This is a genomic window from Flavobacterium sp. AK-301, assembly GCF_058310215.1.
Genome location: NZ_JBZEES010000002.1, coordinates 496,670 through 514,775 on the forward strand (window position 1 = coordinate 496,670; position 18,106 = coordinate 514,775).

The window sequence follows — 18,106 nt, forward strand, 5'->3', positions numbered from 1 at the left end:
TTTTTATAATCCCTGTTCTTGGGATTCTCTTCTTTTCTGTCTTCTTTCTTTTATTAACTCAATGATAGCACCGCCTGCCCAATATTGTGCAAACCCTACCAAAAAGAATAGCAACCAAAATCCCATTGTCAATATAGCTGCGAAGACTAAGAAGCCTAAATACTGTTGAAATTCAAACATAGTTTCCGGAATTTTATCAATTCAACCCCAAAGGTAAGGCTATTATTTTTTTTAACCTATTAAATCTCAAAATTTCCTTAAAATAGTCTGTTCGCATTTTTTAAAACTTTAATTTATGCTTAAATTTGAAAGAGGTGAAAAGTGAAATGTTTTTTGTGAAAAGTGAAAAAGTGAGACTAGGTACAAAGGTTCAAAGTCTGTCCGAAAGATCAATATCTTTGAGACTTTAAACCTTAAACTTTTAGACCAAAAACTAATAACCATAAATAATTATACAAAATGGAATTCAGAATAGAAAAAGACACTATGGGAGAAGTAAAAGTACCTGCTGATAAATACTGGGGTGCACAAACGGAACGTTCCAGAAACAATTTTAAGATTGGACCTTCTGCTTCTATGCCAAAAGAAATTATTGAAGGGTTTGCTTACCTGAAAAAAGCAGCTGCTTATGCGAATCATGATCTGGGCGTACTGTCTGTAGAAAAACGAGATGCTATTGCGCAGGTATGTGATGAAATCTTAGCAGGAAAACTGAATGATCAGTTTCCGCTAGTGATTTGGCAAACCGGCTCCGGTACACAGAGTAATATGAATGTTAATGAAGTGGTTGCTAACAGAGCTCAGGTATTAGCGGGTGGAAAAATTGGCGAAGGAGAGCCTATTTTAAAGGCAAATGATGATGTTAACAAATCACAGTCCTCAAACGACACCTACCCTACCGGAATGCATATTGCTGCTTATAAAATGATCGTAGAAACCACTATTCCGGGAGTAAAACGATTAAGAGATGCACTGAAAGCAAAATCAGATGCCTTTAAAAATGTGGTAAAAATTGGTCGTACTCATTTAATGGATGCTACACCATTAACATTAGGACAGGAATTCTCCGGTTATGTGTCTCAGTTGGATCACGGTCTGAGAGCCTTAAATAATACATTGAACCATTTATCTGAGTTGGCTCTTGGAGGTACCGCAGTAGGTACCGGTATTAACACTCCAAAAGGATATGATGTAAAAGTAGCGGAATATATTGCGAAATTTACAGGAATCCCTTTTATCACTGCCGAAAACAAGTTTGAAGCTCTTGCTGCACATGATGCTTTTGTAGAAACACATGGTGCTTTAAAACAACTGGCAGTGTCTCTGAATAAAATAGCAAATGATATCCGAATGATGGCTTCGGGACCACGTTCTGCAATTGGAGAAATCCTGATTCCAGAAAATGAACCGGGATCTTCTATCATGCCCGGAAAAGTGAACCCTACACAATGTGAGGCTCTAACTATGGTTTGCGCACAGGTAATGGGTAATGATGTTGCCATCACTATTGGTGGTACACAGGGACATTATGAGCTGAATGTATTTAAACCTTTAATGGCTGCTAATTTCCTTCAGTCAGCTCATCTGATTGGTGATGCCTGCGTTTCTTTCAGTGAACATTGTGCGGAAGGAATTGAACCAAATTATCCTAGAATTAAGGAATTAGTAAACAGCTCTTTAATGCTTGTTACTGCTTTAAATACTAAAATAGGATATTATAAAGCTGCCGAAATTGCTAATACAGCACATAAAAACGGAACTACTTTAAAAGAAGAGGCGGTACGATTAGGCTATGTAACACCGGAAGAATTTGATCAATGGGTAAAACCGGAAGATATGGTTGGTTCTCTTAAATAAAAAACCTTCTACTTATTTTATAAAACAAACCCCGTTAAATAAAACTTTAGCGGGGTTTTTTATGATTTGAAAATTAAGCTTGCTCTATATCTGTCTTTTAAATTAAGAATTATTTTAAGTCGCTACGCCATTGGAAGAAATTAAGCATCTGCCAACTGTTCTTTTCTTTTTTTATCCTTATAGATTTTATCTACGATCATAGCAATAGCACCGTCTCCTGTTACATTACAGGCAGTACCAAAACTGTCCATTGCAATATAAAGAGCAATCATTAATCCTAATGCATTCTGATCAAAATTAAGCATTGAAGCTAATATTCCTAATGCTGCCATTATAGCTCCTCCGGGAACTCCGGGAGCAGCAATCATAGTTATACCCAGCATAAATATAAAGCCAATAAACTGCTCCGTATCAATAGGCAATCCGTTTAGTATCATTACAGCCATTGCGCAGGCTGTAATTTTTAAAGTACTTCCGGAAAGATGTATTGTAGCGCATAACGGAATAACAAAACCAGCAATATCCTCATCTACATCATTCTTTAAGGTCTGTTCTAAAGTTACTGGAATGGTTGCTGCTGATGATTGTGTTCCTAATGCTGTCATATAAGCCGTCAACATATTTTTAAGACTTGTAAACGGATTTTTCTTCGCTATAGCACCGGCAACAATAAACTGAATAAGAAGTAAAATAACTGTTAGAATAAAAATAAACACAATTATTTTAATAAATACGGATAAAATAGCACCTACTTTTCCTGATAATGTAATATCTAAAAATATCCCGAAAATATAAATTGGTAAAAAGGGAATAACAACATTATTAATAACTTTATTAATAATTTCCTTAAACTCCTCCATTGATTTTTTTATTGTATTTCCTTCTATAAAGGCAATTCCAAGCCCAAATATAAAAGCAAACAATAAAGAAGCCATAACATCCATTAATGGAGGCATCTCTAATGAAAAATAAGGTAGTAATTTAATTGATTCTATATCCAAATCCGGCATCGTATCTGTTGAACTTAATAACACAGGATATACCAGTTCACAACTGAAAAATGTAAAAAAACCGGAAAATAAAGTAAAGACGTAAGCCAAAACAGAAGTAATCAGTAATAATCTGCCTGCATTTCTTCCCAAATCAGCAATACCCGGTACAATTAACCCAATAATAATTAAAGGAATAATAAAGCCTAAAAAATTACTGAATAATCCATTGATTGTTATAAAGATCCTGGATAATCCATCCGGAAATATAAATCCTGCTCCTATACCTAAAATTATAGCGATTACTATTTTTCCAAGTAATCCGATTTTAATGTTTTTCATATAATTCTTATCTTATATAAGTGGTTTTTTTCTTTTAGAATAAAAAGCGAATATAACCATTATTTAAAAAACATTAACAAATATCTGTTTTTTAATCTGAGTATTCTATAATTCAATATGATTTTTACTGTGTTATTAGAAATAAAATATCTTTTTATGTTTATACAATAGTTCTATACTAATAAAACACAAGGGTAATACAGCAAGAAAACCCTGATTCCACAAAGGTTTTTGTTTTAAATTTATATCTAAATTCAGTTACAAATCCTATAATTTTTTAATTTATATACCCTTGATTCATCATATAAAAAATCTAATATTTTTAACTTAAAAATAGCTTATTAAATTAATTTTTAACTTAAAAATATTAAAAATAAACTATTATTTTGTGTTTATTATTTTTAATATAGTTAAAACTAAAAAATTTAATATCATTTTATCATTTTATTGAGTTAAAAAATAAAGATATGGCAAAACAATACTATATGATTCTATTCGCCTCTATATGACCCCTTCTTTTTTTTGCTTTTTTTATGTTTTTGTCTTTTTTTACAAATCCAACAAATCCAACAAACTCATTTTTAATAACTCTAAAACAACTTATCATGAACCAAAAAAATAAAAAAAGCAGTACTAGTTATAAATTAATTTTTATTACTATCATAGTATTAATAAGCTTTATTAGTTTTAGTCAGTCAAAAATTAAAGATGCAACGATAAACAGTGCCGCTACTCCGGAAAAAAGTGCGATTCTAGAATTAGAAAGTACAAATAAAGGTTTTTTACCCCCACGAATGACTACGTCTCAACGAAATAAAATTGCTAAACCAATACCTCCGGGGCTCACAATTTACAATATTTCAAAAAACTGTATGGAATGGTATAATAACTCTGTTTGGTACAATAGCTGCGGAGATAATCTAAAATTTTACTGTTCATCAGCTGTTTTAACACCTAGCACTCTTATAAGTGGACTAACTTATAAAGGCACAATTACTATAGCTTATACAACAGGAGAAGGTATGGCTTATAACGCTGCTTCAATTGCTTCCACAGGAGTTACCGGGCTTACTGCAACATTAACAGCAGGCACTCTTGCCGAAGGAGCGGGTAATATTACTTACAATATTACGGGTATCCCAGATGATGAGGGCACAGCCAGTTTTGAAATAAGTCTTGGTAATATAATATGTACAATAAGTTATACCGTAATACTTGATCAGTTAAGAATAGGTGGTTATGGAGCTCTTAATGTTTCAGATACAAGGCTATTTTCAAATATGCAGGCTAAAATTATAAATCTTGTAAACTTAGGTATCAAAACTCCAATGCCAGCCATTAAATCTTTCAATCCTAACTCATCGGGAATCTCTTTAAGGACAGAATATGAAATACTAAATGTTTCCTATAAGGAATTAACATCAACCCAAGTTCAAAATATAGCAGATTATGTAAATTTAGGAGGAGTACTTTATGTCTGGTGCGATTCTAATATGCATACTAATTTATGGCAGATATTTGGAGGAAAGGGGGCTATAACAACGGGATCTAATATAATAAGAACAAATAGAGATCCAATGAACACCAGTAGTATTGGCTTCCTTCCCGATAAAACAACACTTAGGGGAACCGGTACGGCTGCACTTATACCTAATACAGCTCCTGGGGGATCGAGAATTTTTGCTATAACATCAGAAGGCAATATAGGAGGAGTAATTATGGGGGGATATGATGGCAGAGTTGTCTTTATTTGGGATGAAGGGATCAATAGAACACTTTCAGCAGGTAATAAAATTACAACTCTCACAGATATTTTTACTATGAATATCTGGGTTTATTTAATTAATAAAGCCAACACAATAAAGATTCATGACTGAATAATAGTATTTGAGGCTATCAAAAAGTACTGATAGTCTCTTTTATGTACTAGAATAGGGTTAGAACCATTTTTTTCTTTTAAAATAATAGACCATTCCAATAGTAATAATAAGCATAATTCCGATCACAAAAAAATAACCGTTTTCATGATGTAATTCAGGCATATTATCAAAATTCATCCCATAAACCCCTACAATAAAAGTTAACGGAATAAAAATGGAGGCAACAATCGTTAGCGTTTTCATGATCTCATTCATACGGTGGCTCTGTGCTGAGAAGAAAAAACTGGAAGCACTATCCAATGTATTCATATCATAATCAATTTGATCTAATAATTCCAGACTCTTTTGATGTAATCGGGAAAAAAAAGCAAAATTAGAAGCAACAATACTTTTAAAATCTTTATTACTATGAATACTTTTAATATTAAACAAAGCATCTCTTAAAGGAATAATTGCTCTTTTCAGAAAATTCAAATCATCTCTCAGTTTTTCTATATCTTCTAATATTTTGAGTTTTTCATCAGTTTTGGCTAATAATAATATTACTTCAATTTTATCTTCAATAGTTTCTATTGTAATAAAAAAATTTTCCATTACTGCCTCAAGCAGTAAAAACAAAAGATAATCGCTCTTCTTTTTTCTGACGATTCCCGCATGTGTACGAATCCGTTCTCTAATATGTGTGAAAAAATCACCTCTCTTTTCCTGAAAGGATACCAGCACATCTTCCATTAGTAAAAAACTGATCTGCTCTACCTTAATGGTTCCTTCTCCCTGCTGCTCGTCCGGTAATATGGATTTAATACTAAAAAACAGCATTCTATCTAGTTCTTCCATTCGGGTTCTACGGGTAGTATTCAGTATATCGCCCACAACATAACTTTCTGTCTTAAAAAAGTCTCCAACCTTTTGAACCACTGCTACATCATTCAGACCATGGATATTCAGCCATTTTACTTTATCAGGAATACTGATTTTTTCCAGGATTTCATTCAGATGAATATTCGGATATTCCTTAAAATCATCGTTATCATAGACAAATAACTGCATTTCCGTTGGATTATCTTTATAAATCCCCGTATATTCGTAGTTGCTAGGCTGAACTCTTTTAACCTTTCTGTATTTAATCTTTCTCAAATCAGTATTATTTTAATATAAATATAATAGTTTATAAATTTACAATCTTATTTTTTACAAAAAACACTATGAAAAAATTAATCATAAACATTAAAGAACTTATTCAGATACGTGAAACTTCTATTTCTAAACTGTCCGGAAAAGAAATGAGTACATTACCTACTCTGAAAAATGCTTATCTCTATATTATCAACGATATTATTTCAGATTACGGATCAATGGAAAGCTTACCTCAGCTTGAAACGGATGAAATAATTGATGCTTCAGGAAAATCTATTTTACCTACATGGTGTGACAGCCATACTCATATTGTTTATGCCGGAAACCGCGAACAGGAATTTGTAGACAGAATCAATGGTCTTAGTTATGAAGAGATTGCAAACCGTGGCGGTGGAATTTTAAATTCAGCAAAAAAACTACAATCCGTTTCTGAAGAACAGTTATACAACGAATCAAAAGAAAGATTAGAAGAAGTAATGGCACAGGGAACTGGTGCTGTAGAAATAAAATCTGGTTACGGATTAACGGTTGAAGCGGAATTGAAAATACTTCGTGTTATTAAAAAACTAAAAGAAAACTATCCTATTGCTATAAAAGCAACCTTTTTAGGAGCTCATGCTTTCCCTTTGGAATATAAAGAGAATCATAAAGGTTATATTGATCTAATCATTAATGAAATGATGCCTGCAATTGCTAAAGAGCAATTAGCGGATTATATTGATGCTTTCTGCGAAACGGGTTACTTTTCTGTGGAAGAAACAGAACGAATTATGGAAGCCGGTAAACAATATAATATGATCTCAAAAATCCATGTGAATCAATTTACGACCATAGGTGGTATTCAGGCTTGTGTAAAACACGGAGCACTTTCTGTAGATCATCTGGAGATAGTAAATGATGAGGATATTGAAGCTTTGAAAGGCAGCATTACTATGCCGGTTGCTTTACCATCTTGTTCTTACTTCATCAGTATTCCTTATACTCCTGCACGTCAAATGATTACAGCTGGTCTTCCATTAGCTCTGGCATCGGATTTTAATCCGGGAACGACACCAAGCGGAAATATGAATTTTGTTGTGGCTACTGCTTGTATTAAAATGAAAATGACTCCCGAAGAAGCAATTAATGCAGCAACTATTAACGGTGCTTATGCAATGGGATTATCCGATACACATGGAAGTATAACCCGAGGTAAAAAAGCAAATATCATCATTACAAAAGAGATCCCTTCTTACTATGTTATTCCCTACGCCTTTGGTACCAGCCCTATCGATCGTGTAATGATAGAAGGACAATTTATTTAATAATCCGGTATTGAGATTTTAGTATTGAGAAAAAGAAGCTGTCTATTTTAGACAGCTTCTTTAGTTTAGTAGCTATTAAAATCGAAAGTTTAAGGTTTAAAGTTGCAAAGGCTCAAAGCGGTTTTTGTAAGAGTGCTTGCTCTGAACCTTTGGAACTTTTTCCCTTTGCTACAAAAAACTATCAATTATCAACTAAATTAGTCTATAAACTTCTGTCCTTCTCAATACTAAATACTAAATACTAAAATCTCAATAATAATCGCTGTATAATTGTAGACTTTCCGCAAATTGTGGTGTAGAGTCTACATTATCTCATACTATTTTCTAAAAACAATAAGTTTCTGTTTTACAAATACTTATATCAAAATATGAAAATATATTGTGTAATGGCACATTTATTTCTCTACATATACAAAAGCTTAAAATCCGTTTTTTTAATAAACACAATAATAACGGTTATAATTTGCTTTATAATAAAAAAATTAAGAGATTTACTTATATATACAAACACACTTATCGAAATGAATTTGAATTTATTATTTTTTGGAAAAATAAAACAGCAAGTACCCCTTTTATTCTTACTGTTAGTGCTTATAATGAGTGTGGGGTGTAATAAATCAAATAAGGATGATGAATATTTGGGACTTCCCCTTCCTGTTATGACTATGAAAAAAGATTCTGCTGTAACTACCTTTCAATATTTAGGTGCTGTAGAAGGAATCTCAAATGTTGAGATCCGTCCGCAGGTAGAAGGAATTCTGGATAATATTTATGTAGACGAAGGAGAATATATTGAAGCCAACAAGCCTTTGTTCAGAATCAATGAGCTTCCTTATATGGAACAACTGAAAAATGCAAAAGCAAATGTTGAACTGGAAAATGCAAAACTAAAAAATGCACAAACCGAAATAGACAAGCTGGCTCCTTTAGTGGAAAACGAAGTAATTGCCGATGTACAGCTAAAAACAGCAAAATCAAATTATGAAATTGCAAAAGCCTCTTTACTAAAATCAAAAGCACAGGAAGCTACTGCTAAAATCAATTTAGGATTTACGGTAATCAAAGCGCCTGTAAGCGGTTATATTGGGCGTATTCCGAAACGTATCGGAAACTTAGTTTCTAAATCCGATTCACAGCCTATGACTGTTCTTTCAGATATTCATCAAGTATATGTTTATTTTTCTATGAGTGAATCCGATTATTTATTCTATGAAAAAATGAAAACCGATTCTACAGCAAGAAAATTAAACCCGGAGGTAAAACTGATCCTCGCAGATGGTGCAGTTTATAACCATACCGGAGTAATTGATGCTAATGCCGGACAGATTGACCGTACTACTGGTTCTATTACGCTTCGTGCTAAGTTTGACAATCCGAATAATCTGTTAAGAACCGGAAATACAGGAAAAATAATTCTTGAACAAATCCATCCTGATGTAATTCTGTTACCGCAAGTAGCCACAACAGTTATACAGGATAAAATATTTGTTTTTGTTCTTAAAAATGATAATACGGCGGAAAGAAGAGAAATTAAAATTATGGGGAAATCAGGGACTAACTACATTGTCAGTAATGAAAATCTGAAACCTTTAGAACGTGTTGTTACTGCCGGTCTTGATAAACTAACGGAAGGAACAAAAGTTAACCCTATGAAACAGGGACAAAGATTAAATAACTAATATTTTTTGCTTTATTACCTCATATTGCTATGTTTAAAAATTTTCTAGAAAGACCCGTACTCGCTTCTGTTGTATCCATGTTATTATTAATAGCCGGGATCATTGGAATCATCAAATTACCTGTTACTCGTTTCCCCGATATTGCTCCTCCCAGTGTAAGCGTGAGTGTATCTTATCCCGGAGGAAATGCAGAAACAGTTGCTAAATCTGTTTTATTACCACTTGAAGAAGCCATTAATGGTGTGGAAAATATGTCTTATATACGTTCTACTGCTAATAATTCCGGCTCCGGAACAATTTCTGTCTTCTTCAAGCCCGGAACGGATCCGGATATTGCTGCTGTAAACGTACAAAATAGTATTTCTACAGCAACAAGCCAAATCCCGTCCGAAGTAAACGATGAAGGGATTACTGTAGTAAAAAGTCAAAGTGGAAACATTATGACTATTAATCTTTATACTGATGATCCTAAATCTCCTTATGATGAAACTTTTTTACAGGCTTATGCCCGTATTAATATTATTCGTGAATTATTGCGTGTAGAAGGAGTTGCCAAAGCGTCGTTAGTGGGAACCAGAGAATACTCCATGAGAATCTGGTTAAATCCTGAAAAACTAGCTCTTTACGGATTAGTACCTCAAGATGTTATTTCACAGATTAAAGATCAGAACTTTGAAGCGGCTCCCGGTAAATTTGGAGAAAACTCAGAAGAAGTTTTTGAAGCGGTTTTAAAACACAAAGGTAGATTTAGTGAACCGGATGAATATGAAAATATTGTAATTAAGGCTAATAATGATGGTTCTATATTATATTTAAAAGATATTGCCCGAATCGAATTTGGAGCCTCTAATTATGGAAGTGATAACAAAGTTAACGGTAAAGCAGGTATTACTATTAATATTTCACAAACCAATAACTCTAATGCAAAAGTTATTGACGAAAAAATAAGAACAATATTAGATAAAACTTCAAAATATTTTCCAGAGGGGATTAAGTACAAAATTTCTTATAGCGTCAGAGATCAAATAGATAATTCTATCAATCAAGTAATACACACTTTATTTGAGGCGTTTATTCTCGTATTTATTGTAGTATTTTTATTCTTACAAAATTTAAGATCTACTTTTATTCCGGCAATTGCAATTCCGGTGTCTCTGATAGGAACTTTCTTTTTCCTTAATATGATGGGCTTTTCTATCAATGTTCTAACCATGTTTGCTCTTGTTCTCGCTATTGGTATTGTAGTCGATGATGCGATTGTTGTGGTTGAAGCGATTCATCACAAAATGACACACTACAATATGAGCGCCAGAAAAGCAACTCTTTCTGCGATGAAAGAGATTACAGGTGCTATTATTTCGATTACTATTGTAATGGCAGCTGTATTTGTTCCGGTAGGATTTATGGATGGTCCTGTAGGTGTTTTTTACAAACAGTTTGCTTATACACTGGTATTTGCTATTCTGATATCCGCTCTGAATGCATTAACATTAAGTCCTGTGCTTTGTATCCTGCTTTTAAGAAAAAAAGAGGATAAACCAAAGAATAAACAGTTAGAACAGTTAGAAAATAAACGTAAAGTTCGTGTAATGAAAGTCGTTAAACGAAACTCTTTCAATAAGTTCAATACTGGATTTGATCGTTTTACAAATAAATATTTAAATATTATCCAATGGATTTTAAACAAAAGAAAGCAAACTGTCGGGGCTTTAATAATCTTGTTTATTATTACAGCTTATCTGTTCAACAATACGCCAAAGGCTTTTATTCCAACAGAGGATGATAGTTTCTTAACCTATTCTTTGGCAATGCCTCCCGGTTCATCTTTGAGCAGAACTATAGCTACTTCAAAAAAAGCAGATTCAGTTTTTCAGCGTTACCCTGCTATATTAAGTGTAAACAGTATATCTGGATATAATGTAGTAGACGGAACAAGTAGCCCTTCTTTTGCAATGGGATATATTAATCTAAAAGAGCATAAGGAAAGAGGGAAAATAAAAAATATAAATGATATAATAAAAGATTTAAAAAATGAATTATCTGTAATTACAGAAGGTAATATTCAAGTATTTACACGACCTACAGTGCAGGGTTTTGGTGACTTTAACGGACTGGAACTAGTATTACAGGATCGTTTTGGGGATAATTTCAGTGAATTTAGTGAAGTAGCTAATGCTTTTATTATAGAATTAAATAAGGATCCTGCAATTACAGATGCTTTTACTTCTTTTAAAGCTAACTTTCCACAATATGAACTAACCATCGACTATAAAAAAGCGAAAAATTTGGGTGTCAGTATTCGTGAGACGATGAGGACTATTCAGTCTTATTACGGGCGTGTAAAATCAGGAGATTTTAATCGATTTGGAAGACAATACAGAGTATATATGCAGTCTGATGTCGAATTTAGAAAAGAGCCTAAATCTCTTAACTCTATTTTTGTAAAAAGTGCTGATAATAAAATGGTTCCTGTCAATACGTTTGTTTCTATAAAACAGATATACGGACCGGAAATTGTAACTCGATATAACCTTTTTAATGCTATTACTATCAAAGCAACTCCAAGTGCGGGTTATAGTTCCGGTGATGCAATGAATGCAATAGAAAAAGTAGCAGCAAAGAAACTACCGGCTAATTACAGCTTTGAATGGACCGGAATGAGTAAAGAAGAAAAACAATCCGGCAATGAAGTTATTCTTATCTTTATGCTAAGTATTATATTTATCTACTTCTTGTTAGCCGCCCAATACGAAAGTTATGTATTACCTCTGGCGGTATTATTGTCCATTCCATGTGGTCTGTTAGGTGTTTTTGTTGCTATTAATCTAGCGGGTATCAATAACAATATCTATGTTCAGGTGAGTATTATCATGCTAATCGGTCTGCTCGCTAAAAATGCGATCTTAATGGTCGAATTTGCCATACAGAAAAGAAAACAAGGAATGTCTGTTACAGAAGCAGCTTTAGAGGCAGCCGGACAAAGAATCCGACCTATTATTATGACCTCTCTTGCTTTTATTGCCGGATTAATTCCGCTTATGTTTACAACAGGTCCATCTGCACAGGGAAATAAATCTGTAAGTATCGGAGCTGCCGGAGGAATGATCTTTGGTGTTTGTCTGGGAGTATTCGTAATCCCTTTATTATATGTATTATTCCAAATACTGCATGATAAAATGAAAACAGATGCCTTTACAGAAGAAGAAGATACTGAAATTTTAGATTAATAAAAAAGATATTTATATGCGTTCCATAACCCTATATACTTCCGTTATTATAATTGTACTGCTGACTATGGTCAGTTGTAAAATAGGAGAGAATTATACTCGTCCCAATTTGAATCTGCCAGAAGATTTTCGTCAGAATAAAAATACCTACTCAGACAGCACAGTCTTGGCTTCCATCAGTTGGAGAAACTTTTTTGACGATTCTATTCTAGTTGGACTGATTGACACCGCTTTAGTAAATAATATTGATCTACAGCAGGCAGTAAAAAATATGGAAGTGGCTTCACAGGTTTTTAAACAATCTAAAACAAACTTCTACCCTACTCTTACGGGAACACCGGGACAGTATTCAAAAGAACTGCACTCAGATAACTGGTATTCCAACCCGTCATCAAAATATTATGATGGAGCAACTCCACCAGACAGAATGTATGTCAATAAAGTACAACATGCATTATCATTGAGTTCAAGTTGGGAAATTGACCTTTGGGGAAAATTCAGAAGAGAAAAAGAAGCTTCATACGCAGAATTCTTAAAAAGCAGTGAATTCAGAAAAGCGGTACAGACTGCTTTAATCTCAGATATAGCAAATGCTTATTATAATCTGTTGATGCTGGATGCACAGTTAAAAGTAGCAAAAACCAATTTAGCTTTAAATGATAGTACACTAACAATCATCAAACTACAATACAGTGCCGGACAGGTCACTTCTCTTGCTATACAACAAACAGAGGCACAGAAATTAAATGCAGCCTCATTAGTCCCGCAATTAGAAAAAAACGTAAACGTACAGGAAAACAGAATCAATCTGCTGTTAGGCAGATACCCTCAAAAGATCAGCCTCAACAAAAAACTATTTGAAACTGATCCGAAAAAGGTTTATTCAACGGGAGTACCTTTTGAACTGATCAAGAACAGACCGGACATTGCTGCTTCGGAATATGGATTGATCGCTGCTAATGCCCGTGTAGGAATCGCACAGGCTATGCGATACCCTTCTTTAAATATTGGAGCAACTCTGGGACTTGATGCAATGAACCTCAGCAATCTCTTTAATACCAGTTCCGGTTACGGCTTATTAGGAGGATCATTATTACAGCCCATTTTTAATAACAGAAAACTAAAAACAAATTATAAAGTTGCGGTTGCTAAAAAAGAAATGGCTGAACTGGACTTTAAGAAAAATGTACTCATAGCTGCTGGAGAAGTTTCAAACAGTTTAGTAACCATAGAAAAACTTGAAGAGGAATATGAAATAGCTCAGGAACGTATTCTGGTTTCTAAAAAAGGAGTACGAAACGCTTCTCTTCTTTTCAGAAATGGTATGGCAACTTATCTTGAAGTAATATCAGCACAAAGTAATGCTCTGGCAGTAGAATTAAATCTGGTCTCAATAAAAATGCAGATGCTCAATGCTAATGTAGAACTATACAGGGTAATGGGAGGCGGATGGCAATAAGGGAATCTTCCTAAAAGAAAACCCTAAATGTCAAAATCAGAAGTAATTGAAATTACTTCTGATTTTTCATTTGAGTAGTTTTAAATATTTTAAGCTTTTCTCTGTATTTTATGTACAGAAAAATTTACACAAAAAAATTTTCATACCACTTCTAATAACCAATTTACAAAATTGATGCAAAGTCGTATTTTGCCTATAACTATATTTACTAAAACCCGTTGTTTAGGGTTCTTTAATCTAAATACCATAAAGTTTTTTAATTGAGGAGCGTTGGATTTACCATGCTCAAATAAAAGAATAATTTCTTTCTTGAATTCTTCACTGCAACAACACCTTTTTTAAATTTTATTTTAATATAATTTCATATAGAATAATGTGGTTTATCTGTCAACCTATATCAGGAGTATACGAAAGAATAGAAATTATTTTTTTATAGTGCAAATAAAATCAATATCTGTATGACAGAATATGAAAAACTGAATTTAGTATAGTGAAAAAATACATTTATAAATCATTGAAAAACAATATATTATGATGCAATTATAAGTAATGACTACTAATGACAACTTGTCTTTTTTTTTATTTCATTTGTTTATCTTTCTTTTGTAAGCCAAAAATACTACTATTCAATTTATATTAAATATTAAATATTAAATATTATTTATAAAAGTAAATTTTAAATAATATATAAATAATACTCCACTTACTACTCCTACCTATACATAGATAAAATAAGTAGTCTGCTATCTAATATTTGAAATATATCGAATAGTAACACAACTTGGAGAAAAATAAGAAATATTTAAAAATTAACACTAATGAAAAAAATAATTATAACTACTATTTTAGCGCTTACAGGAATTATCTCAAATTCGCAGACAGGTATAGGTACTTTTTCTCCGGATTTATCTTCACAATTAGAAATTTTCTCTAACGATAAAGGTCTATTACTTCCTAAAGTTACTTTAAAAGGAGAAAACGATCAAACTTCTATTTCTGGAGGTAAAGCAGCTACAGCTCTTTTGGTTTACAATACAGGTCTAGACCCCAATTTTCCTACTATAGGATTTATGTATTGGAATGGTTCAAAATGGAGGTTGCTAACAGATGGTACTACAGCAAAACCTGAAATAAAGAGAGGATTGGTTAGCAAAAGTGCTATACTTACTCCAAATTCATATACTTCGGGAGTAGATTATAATGGTGTTTTAGAAGTTACATATAATGATGGTAATGGAGGTTATTATTCAGAAGGAGAAACATATCAATTCAATGGACTTTCTTTTACACTACAACCGGGACAAGCTCTTGGTACGGGTAAACTTATTTATATGGTTACAGGCAAACCTAACGTAACCAGTCCCAATCCAATAAAAAATGTTCCAATACGTTTTTTAAATGATACTTTAGGATATACAGATATTGGAGGATCTGATGTTACGATGGCGATTCAATACGCTTTATATAGAAGTACCCCTTGGATTGAATCCGGTTCTACAGCGGAGACTACAGGTCCTAATAATGGATATGGAGGCACTAAACTAACCTGGCGTAAAAATGATGATACGATGATACAAAGTATAGAATTACAAGAAACAGGAGCCTATGTTTTTTCTTTCCGTCTATATGGTCCAGTTATGGGAACCGGCCCTGCTTCTGCCCCCTATTACATAAGTGCATTAAAGCAAACGGGAAAAGTACCTGCTGATCGGCCTACTGATATCTTATTAGATATAGCAGAAATGACGCTGACTAGAGCATCTAACATGTACAGTAATTATACGTATTCTATAAATTTAACTGTTTTTGGACTGGCAGGTGACAAAATTTATTTTAAGATAGCTGGAGCTAGAGGAGGAGCGTTGGCTTGGAGCTTATCAAATGGTACTGATAATCTTAGTTATAATAATGCGGCAAACAAGACATCAATGATTTTTTGGAAACTATAATTAATTTGCAAAGCTTACCTTAGTTGAGAAGTCACAGAAACGGATTTACCTGGGCGGAAATCAAAAACTAAAAATTTATGGAATGTTGCGTTGCTCTTTGGAAAAACGAATAGAAAAAAATCATGTATTTTTTACTTCAGAAGAGGAAATAATAGCAGAAAAATACAGACCTTGTATAAAAAAGAAATATAAAAATGGACTTATTTAATCCTGAAAAAGAACTTAATATCCTTCCTAATGATGGTATTGCAGATTATCACGGAAGGATACTGAAACAGGAAAAAGCCCAATATTATTTTGAGAAACTCCTCAATACTATTGTGTGGAAAAATGATGAAGCAATTGTCTTTGGTAAGCTTATTATTACCAAACGAAAAGTAGCTTGGTATGGTAATAAGAAGTATTCCTATACCTACTCCAATACTACTAAACAGGCACTAATCTGGACAAAGGAATTACTAGAATTAAAAAAAATCGTAGAAGAAATCACAGGAGCAACTTATAATTCCTGCCTTTTAAACCTCTATCATAACGGAGAAGAAGGAATGACCTGGCATAGTGATGATGAAAAAGAACTAGGTACTGATGCTACTATTGCATCACTAAGTTTAGGGGCTGAAAGAAAATTTTCTTTTAAACATAAAATCACAAAACAAACCGTTTCTGTATTACTGGAACAAGGCAGTTTATTAGTAATGAGAGGTGCTACCCAGACCAACTGGCTGCATACATTGCCTAAAACAAAAAAAGTCTTTAAATCAAGAATAAACCTTACTTTCAGAACGATTATTTCAGAGTAAAATGTTAAAAGTAAGAAAAGCACTTTTTACCAATAACATTTTACATTTCATATTTTACGTCTTATCTTTAGAACAAAATACCCAAAATAACTTATATTTTTCAGAATGAATACCAAAACAAAGAAAGAGGATGAAAAGGACTTATTATCACGAAAATTAGCTCTGTTACTCAGAACCGGCAAAATGCTGATTGAGAATCTGGCAGACAGTAGCCGTATTGACAGAAATATGCGAAGAGCGGTTTTGTTTATGGGAATTCCTGAAAATCGATTTCATATGCATATTAGTTATACCACACTAATGATTAACATCAGTAAAGGGCACAACTCTACGACTCGTTTTCAGAAATGTTCACACCATGGTGCCAATATGAGTATGCTTGCTGACTTAAGTACACTTACCTGGAAAGCATTAGAAGACAACTATACTTTAGAGAAATATGAAGCAGAATTAAACCGAATAGAAAAAACACCAAAAATCTATCCTCGTTGGCTGGTTATTCTGTTTGTTGGTCTTGCCTGCGGTTCTTTCTGTAAACTTTTTGGATGTGACTGGTTTGCTTTTCTGTTTACAAGTATAGCTTCATCTATAGCCGTTTTTACCCGGCAGGAATTACATAAACGGCATGTAAATATGTATCTGAACGTGGCAGTTTCTGCCTTTATAGCCGTCCTTATTGCAGGTTTCAGTTCATTATTCCCTATTAGCACCACCCCTCACCATCCTATTTTCGCCTCTGTTCTTTTTTTAATTCCCGGTCTTCCTATAATTAATAGTTTAAAGGATATGATCGACGGGTTCTCTATTGTTGGACTTACAAGAGCTTTGATTGTTTTTATGACTATCGGATCAATCTCTTTCGGATTAATATTTGCGATAAAACTACTTCAGCTTCATGAATATACTGCCATATTAATTCCGGAAAGCAATTTTATTGAAATCGGTTTAGCGGGCGCTATGGCAGCAGGTGGTTTTGCTGTTTTATTTAATGTCCCGATACGAACTCTTTTTTATTGCTTTTTAGGAGGCTTATTGGCTATTATTACGCGTAATATTCTTCACTACGAATTTAACGTAGGATTACCTATTAGCTCTTTTTTTGGTGCCGTTCTGGTCAGTATTACATCCGTTTATCTGGCACATCGATTAAAAATACCTGAAAATGTAATTGCTATTCCTTCCATAATCCCAATGATACCAGGGGTTTTAATGTATAAAACTATTATAGGAATTCTTAATCTGGATGCTGCTAAGGGAGTAGAACAGATACAACCGTTCTTTCAAATGATCGAATCAGCAACAATCGCCGGACTTACCGTTCTCTCTATTGCTTTGGGAATTGCCATTCCAAGTGTAATTGGTAAAAAATATTTCTCCAGATCTGTAGAACAACGAATGAGTAAAGCGATACAAAAAGTGTAAAGGTAATTGATAGTTTTTTTAGGTGTAAAATGTTTTTTGTAAAAAGTAAGATGTAAGGCTT

At 33.3% G+C, this 18,106-nt stretch carries 13 protein-coding genes; 10 read left to right on the top strand and 3 right to left on the bottom strand.

Features of this window, described 5'->3' with window-relative positions; genetic code table 11:
* Window positions 1–3: 3 nt before the first annotated feature.
* Window positions 4–180 carry a hypothetical protein gene (locus AC4FQX_RS05670; protein ID WP_491166705.1) on the bottom strand — a complete coding sequence of 59 codons (177 nt, stop codon included), beginning with the start codon at window positions 178–180 and terminating at the stop codon, window positions 4–6.
* Window positions 181–459: 279 nt separating this feature from the next.
* Here AC4FQX_RS05670 and fumC point away from each other — a divergent pair, with 279 nt between their 5' ends.
* Window positions 460–1,857 carry a class II fumarate hydratase gene (gene fumC / locus AC4FQX_RS05675; protein ID WP_491166706.1) on the top strand — a complete coding sequence of 466 codons (1,398 nt, stop codon included), beginning with the start codon at window positions 460–462 and terminating at the stop codon, window positions 1,855–1,857.
* A gap of 140 nt (window positions 1,858–1,997) precedes the next feature.
* Here the strand turns inward: fumC and AC4FQX_RS05680 are convergent, their stop codons facing one another.
* Window positions 1,998–3,188, bottom strand: a complete 1,191-nt coding sequence (locus AC4FQX_RS05680; protein ID WP_491166707.1) for a dicarboxylate/amino acid:cation symporter — start codon at window positions 3,186–3,188, stop codon at window positions 1,998–2,000.
* 605 nt (window positions 3,189–3,793) lie between these two features.
* On the opposite strand from AC4FQX_RS05680, the gene AC4FQX_RS05685 reads away from it, so the two are divergent.
* Complete coding sequence (locus tag AC4FQX_RS05685; RefSeq protein WP_491166708.1) at window positions 3,794–5,065, top strand: phage tail-like protein; 1,272 nt, start codon at window positions 3,794–3,796, stop codon at window positions 5,063–5,065.
* A gap of 60 nt (window positions 5,066–5,125) precedes the next feature.
* Here AC4FQX_RS05685 and corA read toward each other — a convergent pair whose 3' ends face one another.
* On the bottom strand, window positions 5,126–6,205 hold the full coding sequence (corA, locus tag AC4FQX_RS05690; protein ID WP_491166709.1) for a magnesium/cobalt transporter CorA: 1,080 nt from the start codon (window positions 6,203–6,205) through the stop codon (window positions 5,126–5,128).
* A 68-nt stretch (window positions 6,206–6,273) separates the two neighbouring features.
* Between corA and hutI the strand changes: the two genes are divergently transcribed.
* From hutI to AC4FQX_RS05730, 8 genes are all read left to right on the top strand, one after another.
* A complete protein-coding gene (gene hutI, locus AC4FQX_RS05695) occupies window positions 6,274–7,509 on the top strand; it encodes an imidazolonepropionase (protein ID WP_491166710.1) in 1,236 nt (411 codons plus the stop codon).
* Between the two features lie 521 nt (window positions 7,510–8,030).
* Window positions 8,031–9,188, top strand: coding sequence for an efflux RND transporter periplasmic adaptor subunit (locus AC4FQX_RS05700; RefSeq protein ID WP_491166711.1), 1,158 nt, complete (start codon window positions 8,031–8,033; stop codon window positions 9,186–9,188).
* A 29-nt stretch (window positions 9,189–9,217) separates the two neighbouring features.
* On the top strand, window positions 9,218–12,415 hold the full coding sequence (locus tag AC4FQX_RS05705) for an efflux RND transporter permease subunit (RefSeq protein ID WP_491166712.1): 3,198 nt from the start codon (window positions 9,218–9,220) through the stop codon (window positions 12,413–12,415).
* 16 nt (window positions 12,416–12,431) lie between these two features.
* Window positions 12,432–13,874 carry an efflux transporter outer membrane subunit gene (locus AC4FQX_RS05710; protein WP_491166713.1) on the top strand — a complete coding sequence of 481 codons (1,443 nt, stop codon included), beginning with the start codon at window positions 12,432–12,434 and terminating at the stop codon, window positions 13,872–13,874.
* A gap of 818 nt (window positions 13,875–14,692) precedes the next feature.
* Window positions 14,693–15,823: a phage tail-like protein gene (locus tag AC4FQX_RS05715; RefSeq protein ID WP_491166714.1), complete on the top strand. Its 1,131-nt coding sequence runs from the start codon at window positions 14,693–14,695 to the stop codon at window positions 15,821–15,823.
* A 49-nt stretch (window positions 15,824–15,872) separates the two neighbouring features.
* Entirely contained in the window at window positions 15,873–16,031 is a 159-nt protein-coding gene (locus AC4FQX_RS05720) for an Ada metal-binding domain-containing protein (RefSeq protein ID WP_491166753.1), read from the top strand.
* Window positions 16,018–16,623, top strand: coding sequence for an alpha-ketoglutarate-dependent dioxygenase AlkB family protein (locus AC4FQX_RS05725; protein WP_491166715.1), 606 nt, complete (start codon window positions 16,018–16,020; stop codon window positions 16,621–16,623). The genes AC4FQX_RS05720 and AC4FQX_RS05725 overlap by 14 nt, the downstream gene beginning before the upstream one ends.
* Before the next feature lie 105 nt (window positions 16,624–16,728).
* Complete coding sequence (locus AC4FQX_RS05730; protein ID WP_491166716.1) at window positions 16,729–18,045, top strand: threonine/serine exporter family protein; 1,317 nt, start codon at window positions 16,729–16,731, stop codon at window positions 18,043–18,045.
* The last annotated feature ends 61 nt before the right edge of the window (window positions 18,046–18,106 follow it).

What these genes read in the sequence shown, in the direction of transcription:
- AC4FQX_RS05670 (WP_491166705.1), bottom strand. Translation starts at nt 180, where the DNA reads ATGTTTGAATTTCAACAGTATTTAGGCTTCTTAGTCTTCGCAGCTATA.
- fumC (WP_491166706.1), top strand. Translation starts at nt 460, where the DNA reads ATGGAATTCAGAATAGAAAAAGACACTATGGGAGAAGTAAAAGTACCT.
- AC4FQX_RS05680 (WP_491166707.1), bottom strand. Translation starts at nt 3,188, where the DNA reads ATGAAAAACATTAAAATCGGATTACTTGGAAAAATAGTAATCGCTATA.
- AC4FQX_RS05685 (WP_491166708.1), top strand. Translation starts at nt 3,794, where the DNA reads ATGAACCAAAAAAATAAAAAAAGCAGTACTAGTTATAAATTAATTTTT.
- hutI (WP_491166710.1), top strand. Translation starts at nt 6,274, where the DNA reads ATGAAAAAATTAATCATAAACATTAAAGAACTTATTCAGATACGTGAA.
- AC4FQX_RS05700 (WP_491166711.1), top strand. Translation starts at nt 8,031, where the DNA reads ATGAATTTGAATTTATTATTTTTTGGAAAAATAAAACAGCAAGTACCC.
- AC4FQX_RS05705 (WP_491166712.1), top strand. Translation starts at nt 9,218, where the DNA reads ATGTTTAAAAATTTTCTAGAAAGACCCGTACTCGCTTCTGTTGTATCC.
- AC4FQX_RS05710 (WP_491166713.1), top strand. Translation starts at nt 12,432, where the DNA reads ATGCGTTCCATAACCCTATATACTTCCGTTATTATAATTGTACTGCTG.
- AC4FQX_RS05715 (WP_491166714.1), top strand. Translation starts at nt 14,693, where the DNA reads ATGAAAAAAATAATTATAACTACTATTTTAGCGCTTACAGGAATTATC.
- AC4FQX_RS05725 (WP_491166715.1), top strand. Translation starts at nt 16,018, where the DNA reads ATGGACTTATTTAATCCTGAAAAAGAACTTAATATCCTTCCTAATGAT.
- AC4FQX_RS05730 (WP_491166716.1), top strand. Translation starts at nt 16,729, where the DNA reads ATGAATACCAAAACAAAGAAAGAGGATGAAAAGGACTTATTATCACGA.